Annotated in this window: 19 protein-coding genes and 1 other annotated feature; of the genes, 7 read left to right on the forward strand and 12 right to left on the reverse strand. The window is 37.9% G+C overall.

Features of this window, described 5'->3' with window-relative positions; translation table 11 throughout:
* Window positions 1-19 precede the first annotated feature (19 nt).
* Genes hisC through hisG form a run of 3 tightly spaced genes read right to left on the reverse strand, consistent with a single transcriptional unit; the run spans window position 20 to window position 3,326 of the window.
* The gene (gene hisC, locus QQS39_RS06050; RefSeq protein WP_285805559.1) at window positions 20-1,102 is read right to left on the reverse strand and encodes a histidinol-phosphate transaminase; all 1,083 of its coding nucleotides are present in this window, start codon (window positions 1,100-1,102) and stop codon (window positions 20-22) included.
* On the reverse strand, window positions 1,092-2,420 hold the full coding sequence (gene hisD, locus QQS39_RS06055; protein ID WP_285805560.1) for a histidinol dehydrogenase: 1,329 nt from the start codon (window positions 2,418-2,420) through the stop codon (window positions 1,092-1,094). The genes hisC and hisD overlap by 11 nt, the downstream gene beginning before the upstream one ends.
* Before the next feature lie 6 nt (window positions 2,421-2,426).
* Window positions 2,427-3,326: an ATP phosphoribosyltransferase gene (gene hisG, locus QQS39_RS06060; RefSeq protein ID WP_151434665.1), complete on the reverse strand. Its 900-nt coding sequence runs from the start codon at window positions 3,324-3,326 to the stop codon at window positions 2,427-2,429.
* A gap of 44 nt (window positions 3,327-3,370) precedes the next feature.
* Window positions 3,371-3,501, reverse strand: a sequence feature (His leader region).
* Window positions 3,502-3,873: 372 nt separating this feature from the next.
* Between hisG and QQS39_RS06065 the strand changes: the two genes are divergently transcribed.
* Window positions 3,874-4,695 carry an SDR family oxidoreductase gene (locus tag QQS39_RS06065; RefSeq protein ID WP_151434666.1) on the forward strand — a complete coding sequence of 274 codons (822 nt, stop codon included), beginning with the start codon at window positions 3,874-3,876 and terminating at the stop codon, window positions 4,693-4,695.
* A gap of 1 nt (window position 4,696) precedes the next feature.
* On the opposite strand, the gene QQS39_RS06070 is transcribed toward QQS39_RS06065, so the two are convergent.
* The gene (locus QQS39_RS06070; RefSeq protein ID WP_196570075.1) at window positions 4,697-5,317 is read right to left on the reverse strand and encodes a glutathione S-transferase family protein; all 621 of its coding nucleotides are present in this window, start codon (window positions 5,315-5,317) and stop codon (window positions 4,697-4,699) included.
* Window positions 5,318-5,474: 157 nt separating this feature from the next.
* Between QQS39_RS06070 and QQS39_RS06075 the strand changes: the two genes are divergently transcribed.
* Window positions 5,475-6,677 (forward strand): serine hydrolase, encoded by a 1,203-nt coding sequence (locus QQS39_RS06075; RefSeq protein ID WP_023581278.1) that lies wholly within the window; start codon window positions 5,475-5,477, stop codon window positions 6,675-6,677.
* Window positions 6,678-6,828: 151 nt separating this feature from the next.
* On the opposite strand, the gene QQS39_RS06080 is transcribed toward QQS39_RS06075, so the two are convergent.
* The 4 genes from QQS39_RS06080 to ybjG all read right to left on the reverse strand — a co-directional run bounded on the left by QQS39_RS06080 (window position 6,829) and on the right by ybjG (window position 13,158).
* The gene (locus QQS39_RS06080) at window positions 6,829-8,499 is read right to left on the reverse strand and encodes a formate--tetrahydrofolate ligase (RefSeq protein ID WP_151434668.1); all 1,671 of its coding nucleotides are present in this window, start codon (window positions 8,497-8,499) and stop codon (window positions 6,829-6,831) included.
* Window positions 8,500-8,827: 328 nt separating this feature from the next.
* Window positions 8,828-10,192: an L-serine ammonia-lyase gene (locus QQS39_RS06085; RefSeq protein WP_285805561.1), complete on the reverse strand. Its 1,365-nt coding sequence runs from the start codon at window positions 10,190-10,192 to the stop codon at window positions 8,828-8,830.
* A gap of 125 nt (window positions 10,193-10,317) precedes the next feature.
* On the reverse strand, window positions 10,318-11,634 hold the full coding sequence (locus QQS39_RS06090; RefSeq protein WP_151434670.1) for an HAAAP family serine/threonine permease: 1,317 nt from the start codon (window positions 11,632-11,634) through the stop codon (window positions 10,318-10,320).
* A gap of 912 nt (window positions 11,635-12,546) precedes the next feature.
* Window positions 12,547-13,158 (reverse strand): undecaprenyl-diphosphate phosphatase, encoded by a 612-nt coding sequence (ybjG, locus tag QQS39_RS06095; RefSeq protein ID WP_151434671.1) that lies wholly within the window; start codon window positions 13,156-13,158, stop codon window positions 12,547-12,549.
* Between the two features lie 239 nt (window positions 13,159-13,397).
* Between ybjG and QQS39_RS06100 the strand changes: the two genes are divergently transcribed.
* Window positions 13,398-13,823 (forward strand): secondary thiamine-phosphate synthase enzyme YjbQ, encoded by a 426-nt coding sequence (locus QQS39_RS06100; RefSeq protein ID WP_285805562.1) that lies wholly within the window; start codon window positions 13,398-13,400, stop codon window positions 13,821-13,823.
* A 253-nt stretch (window positions 13,824-14,076) separates the two neighbouring features.
* Here QQS39_RS06100 and QQS39_RS06105 read toward each other — a convergent pair whose 3' ends face one another.
* Window positions 14,077-14,340, reverse strand: coding sequence for a GrxA family glutaredoxin (locus QQS39_RS06105; protein ID WP_036912158.1), 264 nt, complete (start codon window positions 14,338-14,340; stop codon window positions 14,077-14,079).
* 172 nt (window positions 14,341-14,512) lie between these two features.
* On the opposite strand from QQS39_RS06105, the gene QQS39_RS06110 reads away from it, so the two are divergent.
* The 4 genes from QQS39_RS06110 (at window position 14,513) to QQS39_RS06125 (ending at window position 17,964) form a co-directional block, all read left to right on the forward strand.
* Window positions 14,513-14,815: a YbjC family protein gene (locus QQS39_RS06110; protein ID WP_196570081.1), complete on the forward strand. Its 303-nt coding sequence runs from the start codon at window positions 14,513-14,515 to the stop codon at window positions 14,813-14,815.
* Between the two features lie 167 nt (window positions 14,816-14,982).
* Window positions 14,983-15,495, forward strand: coding sequence for a type III secretion system chaperone family protein (locus QQS39_RS06115; RefSeq protein WP_196570082.1), 513 nt, complete (start codon window positions 14,983-14,985; stop codon window positions 15,493-15,495).
* Between the two features lie 30 nt (window positions 15,496-15,525).
* Window positions 15,526-16,659, forward strand: a complete 1,134-nt coding sequence (gene rlmC, locus QQS39_RS06120) for a 23S rRNA (uracil(747)-C(5))-methyltransferase RlmC (RefSeq protein ID WP_151434675.1) — start codon at window positions 15,526-15,528, stop codon at window positions 16,657-16,659.
* 105 nt (window positions 16,660-16,764) lie between these two features.
* Entirely contained in the window at window positions 16,765-17,964 is a 1,200-nt protein-coding gene (locus QQS39_RS06125) for a multidrug effflux MFS transporter (protein WP_151434676.1), read from the forward strand.
* 120 nt (window positions 17,965-18,084) lie between these two features.
* On the opposite strand, the gene artM is transcribed toward QQS39_RS06125, so the two are convergent.
* From artM to artJ, 3 genes are read right to left on the reverse strand one after another with little or no spacing between them, the layout of a single operon-like run.
* A complete protein-coding gene (artM, locus tag QQS39_RS06130; protein WP_151434677.1) occupies window positions 18,085-18,753 on the reverse strand; it encodes an arginine ABC transporter permease ArtM in 669 nt (222 codons plus the stop codon).
* Window positions 18,753-19,457 (reverse strand): arginine ABC transporter permease ArtQ, encoded by a 705-nt coding sequence (artQ, locus tag QQS39_RS06135; RefSeq protein WP_151434678.1) that lies wholly within the window; start codon window positions 19,455-19,457, stop codon window positions 18,753-18,755. Before artQ ends, artM begins: the two co-directional genes overlap by 1 nt.
* Before the next feature lie 31 nt (window positions 19,458-19,488).
* Window positions 19,489-20,223, reverse strand: a complete 735-nt coding sequence (artJ, locus tag QQS39_RS06140) for an arginine ABC transporter substrate-binding protein (RefSeq protein ID WP_023581291.1) — start codon at window positions 20,221-20,223, stop codon at window positions 19,489-19,491.

Here is a 20,223-nt window from a genome sequence, read left to right on the forward strand (position 1 = left end):
TGTTATCGTTTTTAATGTTTTATACGTTTGCAGTTTGAATATTTTTTATGGCATTAATCACGCTATCACATTCTTCTGCTGTACCGATAGAAATACGCAAACAGCCATTAAGCCCATATTGACGCTGTTGATCGCGTAAAATAATCCCTTGCTCCCATAAAGTACGGAAAACCAGAGTCGCATCAGTGAATTTCACTAAAATATAGTTGGTTTCACTGTTATAAACCTGTTCAACATTAGGCAATTTTTTTAACGTATCAGATAAAATGGCTCTATTGCGTGTAATTTCGGCCACTCGCTTTTTCATTATCTCAATACTTGCTTCTGTTAATGCTTGCGCAGCAATATCTGCAACAGGTGTTGAAAGTGGGTACGGTGCGATCACCTTTAGTAATAATTCAATGACTGGTGGGTTGGCAAGCGCAAAGCCACAACGAAGCCCTGCTAAAGCAAAAGCTTTCGATAAGGTTCGCAAAATAACTAAATTCGGATAATCTTCAAGCCATGAAACAATTGACGCTTGTGGGCAAAATTCAATATAAGCTTCATCTACCGCAACAATGGCTTTGTCTTTAGCCAACGCTAATACATCACGAATAAGCGAAGGATCAACAATATTTCCTGTCGGATTATTGGGGCTGCATAGGTAGATAAGCTTTACATTATCAAGTTGTGATGCGATGGCTTTAACATCTAGGCTCCAATCAGCAAGTGCGGGAACAACACGCTGTTCTATACCGAAGGTTTCAGCACTAACGCTATACATCCCGTATGTTGGTGGACAATAAAGTACGGCATCTTTACCTGGCTCACAGAAAGCACGAATAAGTAGTTCAATCGCTTCATCTGCCCCACGGCTAACTAAGACTTGATTTGAATTAACACCTGCGTATGCAGCATAACGATTAATCACATTCACAGGCTGACATTCAGGGTAACGATTTAAGTTTTTTTCATTAAAAGCAAAGTCAGGCGCGAGAGGGTATTCATTTGCATTTAACCAAACAGAACCATTTCCCCCTAAGCGCCGAGCAGATTGATAAGGTGTTAATTCACGTACATTTTTTCTTGCAAGCGTATTGATATCAAATTTAGTTTTCATCACTCTTTTTCCCCTGAGCTAAAGCGTTAACGCGAAGTGTGACCGCATTTTTGTGTGCGGTGAGTTGTTCTGCTTGCGCTAATATTTCAATAGTCTGTGCTAAATCAGATAAACCTTGTGCTGTCAGTTTCTGTACTGTCATACGTTTCATAAAATCAGCTAAGCCTAAGCTTGAGTAGGTTGCTGTATAACCATAAGTCGGTAGAACGTGATTAGTACCAGAAGCATAATCTCCCGCAGATTCAGGTGACCAAGCACCAAGAAAAACAGATCCAGCGCTGGTAATGCTATCAACACGACTATCAGCATCATTGGTTTGAATAATTAAGTGTTCTGGGCCATAGCTGTTACTAATTTCAATAGACTGATCGAGATCACGAGTAATAATGACGCGGCTTTCTGTAAGTGCTTGTTTAGCGATTTCAGCACGGCTTAATAGCGCTAGTTGTGTTTCTGTTTCAGCAATAACGGCTTTAGCGAGGGTTTCATCAGGTGTTAATAATACAACTTGTGAATCAGGGCCGTGTTCAGCTTGCGAAAGTAAGTCTGCGGCAATAAATGCAGGGTTTGCATCTGCATCCGCAATCACTAATACTTCAGAAGGACCTGCTGGCATATCGATTGCTGCACCTTGTAGCGATTGGCTTACTTGGCGTTTTGCTTCGGTTACATAGGCATTGCCGGGGCCAAAAATTTTATCAACCTTAGGAATAGATTCAGTACCAAATGCCATGGCGGCAATCGCCTGAGCACCACCAACTTGGAAGATTTCATCAATACCAATTTGTTGAGCAATATATAAAATTTCATCAGCAATAGGGGGCGGTGAGCAAAGAATAACTTTGCGACAACCTGCAATACGGGCTGGAATACCTAACATCATTACGGTTGAGAGTAATGGTGCCGAACCTCCAGGAATATAAAGCCCTACTGCATCAATAGGTCTGCTTACTTGTTGGCAAAATACACCAGGTTGAGTTTCCACGTTGATAGTGTTAGGAATTTGAGCCTCATGAAAGCGACGAATATTATTCATCGCCTGTGCTATTGCCTGTTTTATTTTGCTATCAAGTCTTGATGAAGCTGCATCGATTTGTGATTTTGACACCAAAACGCTTTCTGGCGCTGCCTTATCGAATTTTTGGCTAAGTGCTTTAAGCGCTTTATCTCCATCATTGCGTACCTGTGAAATGATGCTAGCAACTTGTTCTGTAATTGAACCTGATGCAGAAATAGCTGGGCGAGTTAATAGCACTTGTTGCTGTTCTTTCGTGCATTTATTCCAGTAAGTTAATGTATTAAAACCCGTTTTCATCATTTCACCTTATTCCATCATTTTTTCAATTGGTAAAACAAGAATTGAACTTGCACCTAATGCTTTAAGCTTTTCCATTGTTTCCCAGAATAGGGTTTCGCTACTCACCATGTGCATTGCTACGCGATTTTGGTCACCCGCCAGAGGTAAAATAGTTGGTCTTTCAGCACCCGGAAGTAACGCAATGACATCTTCAAGACAATCACTTGGTGCGTGTAACATAATGTATTTTGATTCTCGAGCTTGAATAACACCTTGAATACGCGTTAGTAGGCGGTCGATAAGTGCTTGTTTATCGGTTTCCATGTCACCGTCACGTTGGATCAAGCATGCTTTTGAGCGATAAATCACTTCAACTTCTTTTAAACCGTTGGCTTCTAATGTTGCGCCAGTAGAAACTAAGTCGCAGATAGAGTCAGCAAGACCTGCACGAGGGGCGACTTCAACCGAGCCATTTAATAAACAGGATTTAAACTTGATGCCTTTTTGATCTAAATAGCGTTTGAGCAGATTGGGATAGGAGGTTGCGATGCGAGTATTATTTAAGCATTCCACACCTTGATAATTGAAATCGACAGGGGTTGCGAGAGATAAACGACAGCCACCGAAATCAAGACGACGTAGTGTCAGATAACTTGGGTTTTCACCTTGTGAGCGACGTTTTAATAACTCTTCTTCTAAAACGTTTTCACCGATGATCCCTAAATCAACAACACCATCCATGACTAATCCCGGAATATCGTCATCTCTAACACGTAAAATATCGATTGGCATATTTTCAGCGTAAGCAATCAGGCGCTGTTGGTTTAAGTTAATTTTGATGCCACAACGCGCTAAAAGAGCACGAGAATCATCGCTTAAACGCCCTGATTTTTGCATTGCGATCCTTAATCTTGCTTTATCTAACATATTATTACCCTATCATTGTCCATGTTTTTGTTATGAAAATTAGCTATAAAAAAACCCCGGAAGTTGCCTTCCGGGGTTTTTATTGTTTGTCTGCATTCAGACCACCGGAAGCGTTTCTTAAACGTCTTCCAGCACTCATCGCCTGAAAGACTAGTCAGGGTGATGGTGATGATGGTGGTTTAGTTGAATGCTATACATAATTATTTTCCTAGCTAATAACACTATTTGTTATTTAGTAATGCCCGTTACCGTTAACCAATATTGAGTCATCAATATTGAGTAACCTGCATTTAGAATTTGTCTGCCTTTCAACCTACATGATTTACAAAGCATAAAGCAACCTATTTTTTAATAATAATTTAATTATTTTGTAACCTTATGTTTTTAATATGATTTTAATATTTCTCTTATTTACTTAATGGCACAAGTAGGCGAGTATATAGAGAGAGGCTAAATGTTCACGAAATAATAAGTAGTATTTATAAGTAATGGCGAAATTAAAATTTTATAGCATACTTTGACTAAGCCATTTAAGTAGGGGAGCAAAATGAAACGAATAACCATCGTAGGATTAGGTTGGTTAGGTTTACCACTTGCCGTTGCGTTGCGTGATGCAGGCTATCAAGTTAAAGGGACTAAAACCACCGAAGATGGCGTAGAAGCAGCAAGAATGAGTGGCGTTGACTGCTGTTTAGTGAATTTAACACCCGCAATTGAATGTGATAGAGATGATTTTGATTACTTAATGGAAACTGACGTTCTCATTATCACGTTACCACCCAGTGCTGCTGGTGGCGGTTATGATTATGTTGAAGCCATTCAGACGTTGGTGGATAGCGCAATGTCTCGTCATGTTACGAGAGTCATTTACATTAGCTCTACTTCTGTATATGGCAATCAAACAGGTAATATCACGGAAGAAATGGATATTCGACCAGAAACACAATCAGCAAAAATGTTAGCAGAAGTTGAGAACTGGCTACATCGTTTACCGTTGACGACAGTTGATATTCTTCGATTAGCCGGATTAGTTGGGCCGGGTCGTCATGCTGGACGTTTTTTATCAGGTAAAAAACAGGTAAAAGGCGCTCATCAATGCGTTAACTTAGTCCACTTGGATGATGTCATTTTTGCTATTGAGCAACTTCTTGCGCAGAATGAAGGTGGCCATTTATATAATTTATGTGCCCCAATTCACCCTAAAAAGAAAGACTTTTACTCAAGAGTGTCGAGCCAACTTGATCTTATTCCGCCAGAATTTGCTGAAGAAGAGAAACCTTTAATACGAGAAATTGATGGTCAGGAGATCTGTCGAGATCTTGGATTTCATTACCATTATCCAGATCCCGACAAAATGCCAATGAATTAACTTAATTTACAGGCAGTAACACGATATCACGGAAAATAGCTCTTTCACTTAATTGTGCAAACCAACGTTCAATGTGAGGGAAGTTTGGTCTATCTTTGCAAACCTCAAGCCACGGGTAGACCAATGGTGCGATCGCCATATCGGCAAGAGAGAATGCATCTCCTGCGAAATAAGTTGTTTTTGCAAGTTGGTCGTCAGCAATTTTAATTAATTTATTAAGCTTCTCTTTCAATGCGTTAACAATCTCGGGATTTTGCTGCTCTTTAGGCGTACGAACAATCATGATCATCATTTGTTGGATGGGAGCAAATAAACTGCCATTTGACCAATCCATCCATTTTTCTACGTTCGCACGTTGTTTAGGATCAATGGGATAGAGAGTGTTATTTTCATATTTTGTACATAAATAACGAATAATGGTATTAGACTCCCATAAAGCAAAGTCATCATCTTGTAAGGTTGGAATAGAAGCGTTGGGATTCATTGCTAAATAATTTGCTTCATTGAGTCCACCAAAAGGACCACCAACGTCGATTTGTTCATAAGGAACATTTAATTCCTTTAAGCACCAAAGTACTTTTTTAACGTTAGATGAGTTTTTTCTACCCCAGACTTTTAACATAAAGGTCTCCTAAACCACGATAAGTAATAAAATTTCCCTCTATAGGGCGCTAAATATGAATATAAGATAAATCTCTATATATCAATGTTGGCGTCTTATTCCAGAAAGCCATATAGTAGGAAAGCTTTAACAAATTGATATAAAAGGGTGATCGGTAATGAAAAAAAATATTCCATCTGTTCTGGGTAAGGTTACCGCGGGAATGGGTTTACTGCTAATTATTTCTAGTCCTTCATTTGCAGTAAATAATCCAGTGCCTCCTCAAATAGAGGCAAAATCTTATGTATTAATGGATTACAACAGCGGAAAAATTCTGGCATCAGAAAAACTTGATGAGCGTTTAGATCCCGCCAGTCTTACAAAAATCATGAGTAGCTACGTTGTTGGGCAAGCGATTAAAGAAGGTCGTATGTCACCTGACGATACAGTTATTGTTGGGCGTAATGCGTGGGCAACGGGCAATCCGGTATTGAAAGGATCATCATTGATGTTCTTGAAACCGGGTGATCAGGTCAAAGTGATTGATTTAAATCGCGGTATGGTTATTCAATCTGGTAATGATGCCAGTATTGCATTAGCAGAACATGTTGCGGGTAGTCAGGAAACCTTCGTTGATTTAATGAATTCCTATGCTAAGAATCTCGGTTTAAAAAATACACATTTTAAAACCGTTCATGGGCTAGATTCTGATGGGCAATATACCACCGCACAAGATATGGCATTGCTCACCGCAGCCATGATCCGTGATGTTCCTTCAGAGTATGAAATTCATAAAGAAAAAGAATTTACATTCAACAATATTCGTCAGCCAAACCGTAACCGTTTATTGTGGAATAAAAATATGAATGTCGATGGTGTGAAAACAGGTCACACTAATGGAGCAGGGTATAACCTTGTTTCTTCGGCAACTGAAGGTGATATGCGCCTGATTGCTGTTGTTTTAGGAACACCATCAGACAAAGTGCGTTTTGCGGAAAGTGAAAAATTATTAGGCTGGGGTTTCCGCTTTTTTGAAACGGTAACTCCTGTAAAAGCAGATACACCACTGACAACTCAAAAAGTGTGGTATGGCGATAAAGGCGAAGTGGCATTAGGAGTTGCTAATGATGCCTCAATTACCATTCCTAAAGGTGAATTGAAAAATCTGAAAGCCTCTTTTACTTTAACCAATCCTGTATTAGAAGCACCGTTAACTCAAAATCAGGTTGTAGGTACAGTTAACTTTTTATTAAATGATGAAGTGATTGAACAACGTCCATTAGTTGTAAAAGAAGCGGTTGAGGAAGGCGGTTTCTTTAGTCGTATTTGGGATTTTGTGGTTAAAACAGTATCCGGTTGGTTTAATGCTATTTTTGGTTAATTCACTAATAATGGATATATCAAAACGTTACTGAGTTTTTCACCCAAAAAGAAAGACTAGCTGTTATTTTTATATAAATAATCCGTAATTGTTTAACGATTACGGATTTTTTTATATTCAATAAAATAGAGGGATATTTCTATTTTATCACTTAAATAAGCCCATCTATTTTACCTTGATTATCAACATTAACCGCGATAGCAGCAGGTGTTTTCGGTAATCCGGGCATCGTTGTGATAGAGCCTGTTAAGGCAACAACAAAGCCAGCGCCAGCAGAAACATACACTTCACGAACGTTTATTGTAAAGTCAGTCGGGCGACCTAATAATGAGGGATCATCTGAGAGTGAATATTGCGTTTTTGCCATGCAAACAGGGAAATGAGCAAAACCCATACTTTCTATCTTTTCTAACATTTTACGAGCATGTTGGCTATAAGTCACACCATCTGCGCCATAAATTTCTTTGGCAACAATATCGATTTTTTGACTAAGTGAGACATCATCAGGATAAATTAATTGAAATTGGCTCGGTTCATTTTCAAGCGTATCAATCACTTGCTTAGCCAATTCAATACCACCTTCGCCGCCTTTTTCCCATACTTTAGTCATTGCGAAGCGACAATCTCTCTCTTGGCAAAATTGTTCGATAAATTGGTGCTCTGCAATACTATCAGTGATATAAGCATTAAGAGAGACAATGACGGGTAAGCCATATTTTTTAAGGTTTTCAATGTGTTTTTCAAGATTTACAATGCCTTTTTCAAGGGCAACTAAATCTTCATTGTTCCATTCGCCTTTACCTAAGCCACCGTTATATTTTAGCGCTTTGGTGGTGACAACAATCACGGCACAATCAGGTCGTAATCCACTGATCCGGCATTTTATATCAAAGAATTTTTCAGCACCTAAATCAGCACCAAAACCAGCTTCTGTCACCGTAATATCAGCAAGTTGAAGCGCAAGTTTTGTCGCCCTTACGCTATTGCATCCATGGGCGATATTAGCAAAAGGACCTCCATGAATAATGGCGGGAGTATTTTCGAGTGTTTGTACTAAATTAGGATTAATAGCATCTTTTAATAAACTTGCCATTGCCCCGACAGCTTGTAGATCGTTTGCTGTAACTGGATCACCATGATAAGAATAAGCAACAATGATGCGAGAAAGTCGTTGTTTTAAATCATCAATATCCGCGGCTAAACATAGGATAGACATAATTTCAGAGGCAACAGTAATAACAAAATTATCTTCTCTGGTGATACCGTCTTTTTCGCCACCTAATCCCACAACAATATGACGTAAAGTACGATCGTTCATATCCATACAACGTTTAAACACGATTTTTTTAGGATCGATATTTAAAGGATTACCTTGATAAATCGAATTATCAAGCATGGCTGCAAGTAGGTTATTGGCAGAGGTAATAGCATGAAAATCGCCAGTAAAATGAAGGTTGAGATCTTCCATCGGAACAACTTGTGAATAACCACCACCGGTTGCCCCACCTTTAATGCCAAAGCAAGGACCTAAAGAGGGTTCACGCAATGCAATAATGGCATTTTTTCCTAGATGACTCAGTGCTTGCCCTAATCCAACAGTCACCGTTGTTTTACCTTCACCAGCCGGTGTTGGGTTTATTGCTGTCACTAAAACTAATTTTCCGGGCTTTTTTGTCGCAATTTTTGGCCAAATGCTGTGGCTAAATTTGGCTTTGTACTTGCCATAAAACTCGATATCGTCTTGATCAATATTTAAATTTTTAGCAATGTCCTGAATAGGTAAGAGGTGCGCTTCTTGGGAGATTTGAATATCTGATTTCATTTTAGTTCTCTTTTTATCCCGTTAATGATGTCTCTAGTGATCTTTACTTATCAACTCTAGACAATAATCTAAATATGGCCAATAGATTGATTAATTTGTAGTTATTTACTTTAGATAACGCGTTCATCATCACGTCATTTAAATAATTTTTGAGGTTAGCGCCTATTTTTTTCAAAAAAACTATTTTAACTAAGGATGACAATTTAATCTCATACAAAAAAGAGGATATTAAAAAAAGAAGAGTGTTGAGATTGATGTTAATAAACAAAAAAGGCGCTGATATCAGCGCCTTATCTATCATAAATATCTGTATTTCAGACTTTCAGATTTAGTCACAAGAAATTTTAATGGCTAATCCACCTTGAGAGGTTTCACGATATTTAGCATTAATGTCTTTGCCTGTTTCGTACATTGTTTCAATGACTTTATCTAAACAAATACGAGGATCGCTAACACGACGTAAAGCCATACGAGATGAGTTTACAGCTTGTACGGCTGCGATAGCATTACGTTCAATACACGGAACTTGTACTTGTCCTGCCACTGGGTCGCAAGTAAGCCCTAAGTTATGCTCCATCGCAATTTCTGCTGCAATACAAACTTGTTCTGGGCTACCGCCTAAAAGCTCAGTTAACGCACCTGCTGCCATTGAACAAGCAACACCGACTTCACCTTGACAACCGACTTCAGCGCCTGAGATAGATGCATTCATTTTGTAAAGTGAACCAATAACACCAGCAACTAAGAAAAAGCGAGTGTAAGAATTTTCATTTACAGGACGAATAAATTTATCATAGTAAGACAATACTGCTGGGATAATGCCACAGGCACCGTTTGTTGGCGCTGTAACAACACGTCCACCAGCTGCATTTTCTTCATTCACAGCAAGTGCAAACATATTAATCCAGTCAACAACTGTCATTGGATCGGTTGTCGTTTTATCTTCTGTGACTAGCATACGACGTAATGCAGAAGCACGGCGAGGTACGCGTAATGGCCCCGGCAATAAGCCTTCGGTATTTACACCGCGCTCAATACCTGACTTCATCACGTCCCAAACAGCCGCGAAATGAGCCGAAATTTCTTCTTTGCTACGTAATGCTAATTCGTTTTGCATCACTAATGCTGATAAAGAAAGCCCTGTTTCTTTGCAATGGCGACGTAAATCAGCCGCATATTGATAAGGATAAGGAACTTGAACCGTATTTTCTGCAGGTTGGCCAAAATGTTCTTCATCAACAATAAAACCGCCACCAATAGAATAATAGGTTTTTTTCAATAAAACTTGCTCACTGTTATAAGCGGTAATGGTCATGCCATTTTCATGGAGGGGAAGATTAGTTTTATGAAAATTCATACCGCCTTCAACCGGAAAATCGACTTCTTTTATGCCATTTGCCAGCATTAAGCGACCGGTTGCTTCTACTTGTTTAATAAATGGGGCAATAGAATCAATATCGACAGTATCAGGTAAATTTCCTGCGAGTCCCATAATAATAGCAATATCCGTTGCATGACCTTTACCTGTTAAAGATAAAGAGCCATAAACATCAACGATAACGCGGGAAACAGAAGAGAGAAGATTTTTTTCAGCAAGTAAATCGACGAATTCTTTACCTGCTTTCATTGGACCTACGGTGTGGGAGCTTGAAGGGCCGATACCGATTTTAAAAATATCAAAGACGCTAACCATAATATTCGCCTCCCTAATTAATTTAAAGGCGCAACTGTGTGATTATTAGAGTGAGAAGTGTCAGCTTTGAAGTCTAAAGCTGTAATGGCTACTTTCTTTTATGAAAGTAGCCATTAGATGTCTTATTAACTAATGAAAGAGTTAATTAAGCTATAGAAAACTGCTGAGATTGCGATAAGACCCATGACTACAACAAATACGTTGCTGATATGGCCTTCATATTTCTTCATTGCTGGTACTTTACGGATTGCATACATTGGCATCAGGAACAGTAACATCGCGATGATTGGGCCACCTAATGTTTCAATCATACCTAAAATGCTTGGGTTTAATGTTGCAACAATCCAAGTTGTAACCAGCATAAACAGTGCAGTGATTTTGTTTAAACGATCTTTTTCGATTGTTTTACCTTTCTCACGCAGTGATTTGATGATTAAACCATTGAAACCTTCACGAGCACCTAAGTAGTGACCTAAGAATGATTTAGTGATCGCAACGAAAGCAATAAATGGAGCAATATAAGCGATAACAGGCGCTTCAAAATGGTTAGCAAGGTAAGACAGAATACTGATGTTCTGTGCTTTTGCTTCAGCTAAGTTCTCTGGTGTTAAGCTAAATACACAGCTAAACACGAAGAACATTACGGTGATAACCATCATGATGTGTGCATAAGCTAAAATGCGTGAACATTTTTTCTCAGCGTTTTCGCCGTATTCTTCACGTTTTGCAACAGCAAACGCAGAGATGATTGGAGAGTGGTTAAAAGAGAACACCATTACAGGGATAGCTAACCATAAGGTTACTAATAGACCTTGACCCATACCTGATGTAGTTGCGTGATCAAAAGAGAGAGTATCAAGAACCGCACCATTCCACTCTGGGATCAGATACAGTGCTAAGACCATCAGGACCGCAACAAATGGGAATACTAAAACGCTCATTGCTTTAACGATAGCTTGTTCACCAAAGCGGATAATCGACATGATACCAATAATCAGTATCAGCGATAAAATTGCGCGAGGTGGTGCAGCCATGTGCATTTGGTTCACAATAAAGCTTTCTACTGTATTGGTGATAGCAACACTATAAACCAATAGAATAGGATAAATTGCGAAGAAATAGAGCAGGGTGATTAATTTACCTGCTGTTTTACCAAAGTGTTCTTCAACAACTTCAGTGATATCTTCACCTGGGTTTTTACCTGATAACACAAAGCGGCACATACCACGGTGTGCAAAGAAGGTCATAGGGAACGCAAGTACTAACATGATAAGCAGAGGAATTAAACCACCAATCCCTGCGTTGATAGGTAAAAATAGAACACCAGCACCGATAGCCGTACCGTATAAACCTAACATCCATACTGTATCTGACTTACGCCATGTTTTGTAATCACCTTGGGTGTTACCCGACGCGATAGAACCAACTTTGGTTGTATCCATAATACTCTCCGAAATAACGCGGTAAAAAAAATAATGAATAAAAATAAGAGCGCGATTGTATTTCTTTTTAGAAATGAATCACTGCATAAATTTAATTATGAATAAATGAGTGCATTGAGTACCTGGTGTTATCTCAATATCTTCAATTACCACATACAAAATCTTTAAATTTCAAAAGAGTTAAACCCTTCCAAAATTTGAAAAAATATTCTATAAGTTTATATCTAGACTTAAGAGTTGCAGAATATAGTGTTTTTCAGGATAAACTACCGTGATCACCATCTCAAATGCTAAATATAACTAAAAAAGCTGAAAATGTAACATTTTTTATATTTTGTGTTTTTCGAGGCGGTTTTTAAAACATTTTGAAATAACTTTCCAATTTTAAAGTAAATACAAAATAAAGCTAAATACTTAAATATTCATATGTTAATGATTATTTTTAGGTATTTTTATTAACTAGGAAATAAATGATTAAAATCAATTAGGTTATTTTTGTTTACAATTAAAACATTATATTAACCACGCATATGATTGAAATATAATGATAAATTATTTTCTTTAATTAATGTTTAAAACTAGACAAAAGAATATAGAAACGATGCAATATGATTATTTATTAATGAATTTCCTTTATTTTATGAAATGAATATAGCTATATTTCATTTATAAGTAGAATATTGTTTATAAATACGACAATGAATTTGTTAATAAATGAGTTTGGTAGGTTGCTATATAACGAATATAAAAGTTTCATTTTGATTAAAATAACAACATATTTATTTTTTGGACAAATACTATAATAGTAGAGAATATTTTTATTTATATATTAATATATTGAAGAAGGGCATTACTTAAGCTAAATATAAAAAAAGACCACAATAAATGTGGTCTTTTTCGGTATAAGAAAGGTTATGCCTTTGTCCAACCCTTGCGAATAGGATAAGCAAAACAGAGCTGATAGAGCTGTTGTACCCATTTTTGGAGTATGTCTCCACCTTTAGACCAGAAGATCTGGCAAAGGCCACAAGAAAGTAGAGCAACAATAAAGGCACCAATCATATCGATTGGCCAATGTACACCAAGATAGATACGCGACCAAGCAATCGCAAGCCCTAAACCGAGCATAATATAGCCAATACGTTTGCTGTTATGCCAAAAGAGATAAGCTAAAGCAATGGTGAAAACAAACGTACCATGGTTACTTGGGAATGATGGTGTTGCATCGTGATCAAGAAAATTGTAGCCAATGTTGGCTGCAAAAGGGCGCGCATGAGGCGCAATAGCACCAATCACCCAAGAGATAGAAAGTGCGATAACTAAAGAGATAGCCGCTTTACATACCAATGTTCTGTGCTGGCTAAGATGTTTTTCATTACCCCATAACCAATAGAACACTAAAGATAACGGAAAAAGATAGACAAGGTACTTAGCAATAATTATCGCCGTACCGATTTCTAAAGGAGATGCCGCAGGTGTTGCATTCATCATTGAAAATACGGCTAAATTGAATTGTTCCAGCAAAGTAGGCTCCATACATGTCGTACTGATAAGCGATGTTTATGATACATAATACGCAAGTTTTTAAGGGTAAATGAGGGAGTAATAGGGGTAAAGTGTTTTTTTCTTATTTAATTGTGCTTTTTTTAAAAGATTTGTCAGTTTTATAGCAAACTGAGTTAAAGCACTCTTAAAAAGAGTATTGCGCTTATGTTATTGCTCTCACATCGTTCTTTTTCTTATCTTCAACGAGGTATAACTTTATGTGGTTCCAGAAAAATATAGTCCTTAATGCACGACCAAGAGGATTTCACTTAATTACACAAGCATTGATTCAAGAATTACCGGAACTAAGACAATATAAAATTGGAATTGCTCATTTTTTTATTCAACATACATCGGCTTCATTAACGATTAATGAAAATGCTGATCCGACAGTACGAAGCGACTTTGAAAATTTCTTTAATCAAAGCGTAAAAGAGAACGAAGATTACTATCTTCACACTTATGAAGGCAGTGATGATATACCTGCGCATATTAAAAGTAGCTTACTTGGGCAAAGTGTTACGGTTCCTATTAGTCAAGGTGAACTGAATTTAGGGGTTTGGCAGGGAATTTATCTTGGTGAACATCGTAATCACGGTGGTAATCGTCGTATTATTGTGACATTGCAAGGTGAGTGTTACTAAATTTCAAGCAATAAAAAACCCGACAGTTATTTCACCAAAAGGGTTGAAACTATCGGGCTCCTCAATATTTGGGGACATCAAAGAAAAGCAGTGGCACTAATTCAGACTACGAGTTAGAAAGAAAGTTCGCTGGCTAATGAAAAAAAATAGAATTTTTTTGGGAAAAGAGTGAGAAGATAAAGAAAAGATGGATGATGCAAAAAGAGAAAGCGCTAAAACATATTGATAAATAACCTGTTTTAGCGCTTTTGAATTAATTGTAGATGCCTAAATTTTCTTTAGCATAAGCTTCAAAATCTGTGCAACCACCAATGTGTTTCTCATCAATAAAAATTTGTGGCACAGTTTCAACAGGTTTACCGACAGTTTTAGATAAATCAGCTTTTGTAATTCCTTCAGCTTGAATATCTACATAGCGGAAATCGAAATCGTCACGTTTTTCAGACAAAGTTTCAGCCAGTTGTTTTGCACGAACACAGTATGGACAACCAGGGCGACCAAAAATGACAACAAACATACGACACTCCTTATTGAGGAAATAAAATTCAGGCATAATAGTTTCTATTGGTTGTTACTATGCCCTTTTATTAGGCTAAACAAAAACAGTTATTGCCTTTTAGTGTGATAAATTATACCAATTTGCTGGATAATGAGATAGGACTGCAACACAGCAATTTAGCGGAGAAATCATGGAAAAGCCTTCAAATCGAGATATGAAATCACTATCAGATATGCCAAAACCCATTATCATCATTGAAATAATCGGGATTGTTTTATTGGTGATTGCTTATCTTTATATCAATCAATATATGACCTCTCCGCAGTGGCTAGGAACATATACAGGACAATTAACATTAGTTGTTTTAGGGGTTATCTGCATGATCCCGCCCGCTATCCATATTGTATGGCGTGCTATTTATCGATTAACTTTTTTAGGGATTGACCATAAATCCCTAAATAGTAAAAAGAAAAAAGAGAATAACAGAGAATAGCTATCTGTTTTCCCTCAAAAATGTATTAGAAACTAAGAAAAAACAATGTGTAAATTGGCTTAATTTTCTTAGTTTTTCTATTTATTAGTGCCGTCAAGATAGAAAAAGTGGCAAAATAGCGTCAATGCCAAAAGGCACTCTATTTTTTGCGCGTAAAGGTTATTTGAATGAACGCTGTTGTGACTACCGATCTGGATCAGCTAAAGTCTTGGCTTGATGAATTACAGATTGCTTATTATGAATGTGACTCTTGTCAGGCGTTACATTTACCGCATCTTCAATATATCAGTGGTATTTTTGATGCCAAAATTGATATTCTTGAGGATGTACTTGTATTTACCGCTATCGCTGAGCTAAAACCGTCAGCCATAGTGCCATTAATGGCAAATCTAAGCCAAATTAATGCAAGCTCTTTATTTATTAAAACATTTCTAGAAATTAGTGATGAGAACTTACCAAAATTAGTCTTCTGCCAATCATTCCCAGTTGCTGCGGGTATCTCACTTAATCAATTTGACCTATTCTTACAAAAAGCAGAAGAGCAATCTGCTGAAGTCGTCAGGGAAATTTTTAATAACGGTTTCTTGTATGGCGAAAAGCAAGAAAGTGAAAACGAAGAAGACGAAGAAGATGTTGAGATAAATAGCGCATCAACTGACTCCTCCTATACTGTACATTAATATTAATCTCCATAACGGTCGCAAAATCTTATGCAATGCGCACGATTTAGTGCGGGTGAATGTCATTCTTGTGAGTGGCTTTCTCTTGCTTATCCTGAACAAATCAAGAAAAAACAGCACAGCTTATTAGCATTACTTCCAGAAGATTATGCTTTTGATAAATTAGCGCCAGTAGAAAGCCAACAGGCACAGTTTCGTAATAAAGCAAAAATGGTCGTCAGTGGGAGTGTCGAAAGACCTGTCTTAGGCTTAAAAACGAAAGACGGTATGGCTGTCGATTTATGTGAATGTCCACTGTACCCAGTTTCTTTTGCACCCGTGTTTCCTGTTTTAAAAACATTTATTGCAAAAGCAGGGTTAGTGCCTTACGACATCGAACGGCGCCGCGGTGAACTCAAGTTTATTTTATTAACTGAGAGTCGAAGTAATCGCACTATGATGTTGCGCTTTGTTTTGCGCTCAGAAAAAAAACTAGAACAACTTCGCAAAGCACTTCCTTGGTTACAAGCGCAATTGCCTCAATTAGCGGTTATCTCCGTGAATATTCAACCTGTTCATATGGCTATTTTGGAAGGCGAGCAAGAAATTATTCTGACTGAAAAAACGTTCTTGGATGAATCATTTAACCAAATTCCATTGCATATTCGCCCAAGAGGCTTTTTTCAAACTAATCCAGCGGTGGCTTCATCACTTTATGCCACAGCAGGTCGTTGGGTAAGAGAATTAAATATCACGCATTTGTGGGATATGTTTTGTGGTTCAGGGGGCTTTGGGTTGCATTGTGCAGATAAATCAACCCAATTAACAGGTATTGAAATTAGCCCAGAGGCTATTGAATGCGCACGTTTATCAGCTCAGGAATTAGGGCTAGAACATGTCGAGTTTCAAGCGTTAGATTCAACAGGCTATGCATTAGCAAAAGAGTCTGTTCCTGAATTAGTGCTTGTTAATCCACCAAGAAGAGGTATTGGTGAGGCATTATGCGGCTATCTAAATAAAATGAAACCTCGCTTTATCCTTTACTCAAGTTGTAATGCTCAAACCATGGCAAAAGATATCCAGCAACTTTCACATTATCAGATAGATAGAGTGCAATTGTTTGATATGTTTCCGCATACTTCTCACTATGAAGTCCTTACGTTATTAGTATTACAAGATGACTAAGATATTTATTACAAAATAGTAATTGAGTGTTAGTATAAATAAGCATTTAACGCTCGATGGATAACATCGGGCGTTTTCTTTTTTATTAGATGGGCATTCTATTTTATGCAGAACTTAAAAGCGTTGTTATTAGTGATGGTGTTATTGGGACCTTTGGGGATCGATCTCTATTTACCGACGATACCTACGATTGCTCAAGATTTAGGAAGTAGCGTATCCCTTATCCAATCAACTATCGCTTTATTTATTTTAGTCTTAGGTGTAGGGCAACTTATATCGGGACCTTTAGTGGATAGGTTTGGTCGTAAACCTATCGCTATCGCGGGAATACTTATCTATATTGTGGGTTCTGTTATTGCAACAATTTCGACAGACTCAACGCTTTTTATTATCTCGCGATTATTACAAGCTTCAGCTGTGTGCTGTACTTCTGTTGTCGCTTTTACCTGTGTTCGTGACTGTTTTAATGGTAATGAAGCCGCCCGCGTTTTTGGTTTTTTAAATGGTACGTTAAATATTATCCCTGCATTGGCGCCATTATTAGGTGGATTATTAGCAGAATATTGGGGATGGCGTGCTCCTTTCGGGTTCTTAATTTTCTATTCAGTGTTTGTGTTGATTTTGATCACCCGCTTTTTACCAGAAACAAAGCCTGAAAATACTGCTCAATCAAAGCAAAAATTAGGTAAAACATACCTTGAGATTTTATGCAGCAAACGCTTTTTGACTTTTGCTTTAGTGAATGCGGGGACAATGGGGATGGCATTAACCTATGTGTCATTCGCCCCAATTGTATTGATGAATGATGCAAAATTATCAGCACTGATTTTTTCTATTGTTTTTGGTGTAAATGGTTTTTGGATCATGTTTGTTAGTTTTTATGCAAACCGCGTTATTCACCGTGCCGGCAGACCTGTTTGTTTGATCTTAGGGAGTGGGCTGATGGGATTAGGCTGTGTGAGCTTGTTAGGTAGCTTGTTGCTTATTCCAGCCGCAATGCAGGATCATTGGTTGATCTATATGCTTCCTGTGGCAAGTGCTTGTGCGGGGCTTGCTTTTATTATGGGACCCGCGACAAGTTATGCACTTGAACCTTATTCAAAAACAGCAGGTATTGCCTCTGCATTAGTGGGTTTTATTCAAATGGCAGGTGGTGCAGCCTTTGGTTTAACCGCGTTGGCTTCACCAGTACAACCGAAATTAGCGTTAGCTATTGTGATGTTACTTGGCAGTTTATTAGCGTTGAATGCTTATCGAGTAAGCCACAAAGAAGCGTTAATAGAAAAACAGGCTACACCAGAATAGAATAATTATTTGTTATTTATTCAAACATAGAAAAACACCCCAAAGTTGGTGTCCAACTTTTGGGGTGCAGTTCATAACCTACTGGGGTGTTTTTATATCGACAGTTCGGTTTACACGTTTTTAATTACGATGCTCAAACTCTAAGGCTTTTTTCTCAATTAATCTCATTAAAAGAGTCAATATTCCGTTGATACACAGATAAATAATACCGGCTGCAACAAAAACCATTACATCATAACTTTGACCAAAAACTTGTCGGCTATAACCTGTTAACTCAAGTAAAGTGATGGTACTGGCAAGTGAGGTACTTTTGAATATTAAGACCACTTCGTTTGAATATGATGAAAGCGCACGCTTAAATGCGTAAGGTAATATCACTCTTGCCGTTTGTATTGGAGACATGCCTAGCGCTTGGCAAGATTGCCATTGCCCTGATGGGATAGCTCTTACAGCACCATAGAAAAGTAAGGTTGAATATGCCGCACTATTTAATGCTAATGTGACCATTGCACAAAACCAAGGTGTTGATAATAACTCCCAAATCAATGGGAAGTTTTTCAACGCAGGAAATTGCCCAGGACCATAATAGATTAAGAAGAACTGCACCAATAATGGTGTACCCGTAAATAAGGTAATATAAGCTTTTACTATTTGGCTAATAACCGGTGTTTTTAGTGCCAAAATAAAGGTCATTAATACCGATAAAGTAAATGCAACCAATAGCGCCACAATTGTTAAAGAAAGGCTGGTTGGTAATCCCGGTAATATATCAACAATATAATCCCACATTATGAGGCACTCCGTTCAAATCGGGTCGTTCTCATTTCTAGCCATTTCAGGATATATTGACTGACCAATGTAATTGCTAAATAAATCAGAGCAACAATGCTATACCAAGTAAAAGGCTCTTGAGTTCTATTGGCGATACTTTGTGTTTGTAGCATTAAATCATTGACGCTGATTAATGAGACTAACGCGGTGTCTTTCAAGAGTACTAACCACTGATTACCTAAACCCGGCAAAGCGTGACGCCACATTTGAGGCATGATAAAGCGGAAGAAAATAGTAATACGACCCATGCCTAATGCTTGGCCGGCTTCCCATTGTCCTGTTGGTACGGCTTTTAATGCACCACGTAAAGTTTGTGAAGCATAAGAAGCATAAAGAAGTGAAAGGGCGATAACACCGCAATAGAAAGGTAAAGATTCAGTATCACCAAAATCAATTTGTAAGGTGAAAGCACCTAATTCAATACCATCCATTAGCATCATGACACCTTGCAAGGTGCCATAATAGACAAAAAGAACCACCAGCATTTCTGGTAGTCCTCTAATTAGTGTTACCCAGCATGTTCCTAAGAAAGCAAAGGCTTTCCATCTCGCGGATTCCCAAGCTGTAAACAGCATGGCAAGAACTAATCCGATGATAAGAGCAGAAATAGCAAGTGAGACCGTTGTGACGGCCGCACCTGCTAGAGTTGTTATTTCATTCATCTATTAAACTATTGTTGTTATTGAAATATCGTTATTCAAACCATTTTTTATAAATGACATCATAGGTGCCATCAGCTTTTACTTCAGCTAATGCTTTATTTAATTTATCTTGTAAATCAGCATTGCCTTTTCTTACTGCAATCGCAAGACCAGTACCAAAATAGTTAGGATCTGCAACTTTATCACCTACAATACCTAATTCAGGATTCTTTTTCAGCCATTCATTAACTACAGCCGTGTCACCAAAGATAGCTTCGATACGACCATTTTTCAGATCTAATACCGCATTTTGATAACTGTCATAAGGAACTGTTTTCATCTCTTTGTGTTGTTCATTGATGAATTTCTGATGGGTTGTCCCATTTTGTACACCAATTTGTTTACCTTTTAGGCTCGCAACATCAGAGATTTTACCTGTTACTGTGATAAATACTGCTGAGTTATCATAGTAAGAATCAGTGAAATCAACTTGTTTTTGACGCTCTGGCGTAATATCAATGCCTGCCATTAATGCTTCAAAACGACGGAATTTCAGGCTAGGAATTAAACTATCAAATGACTGATTGGTAAAGGTACAGTCCGCATTAATTTTTGCACACATTGCATTTGCTAAATCAACGTCAAATCCCACAATTTGATTATTTGCATCAATCATTTCAAATGGAGGATACGTTGCTTCCGTTGCAAAACGGATTGTTTCTTTCTCAGCCGCAGTTGCAGAAAGTGTAATACTGGTCAGAAGTGCCGCAAATAATATTTTTTTCAT

This window comes from Proteus appendicitidis, from assembly GCF_030271835.1.
Taxonomy (GTDB): domain Bacteria; phylum Pseudomonadota; class Gammaproteobacteria; order Enterobacterales; family Enterobacteriaceae; genus Proteus; species Proteus appendicitidis.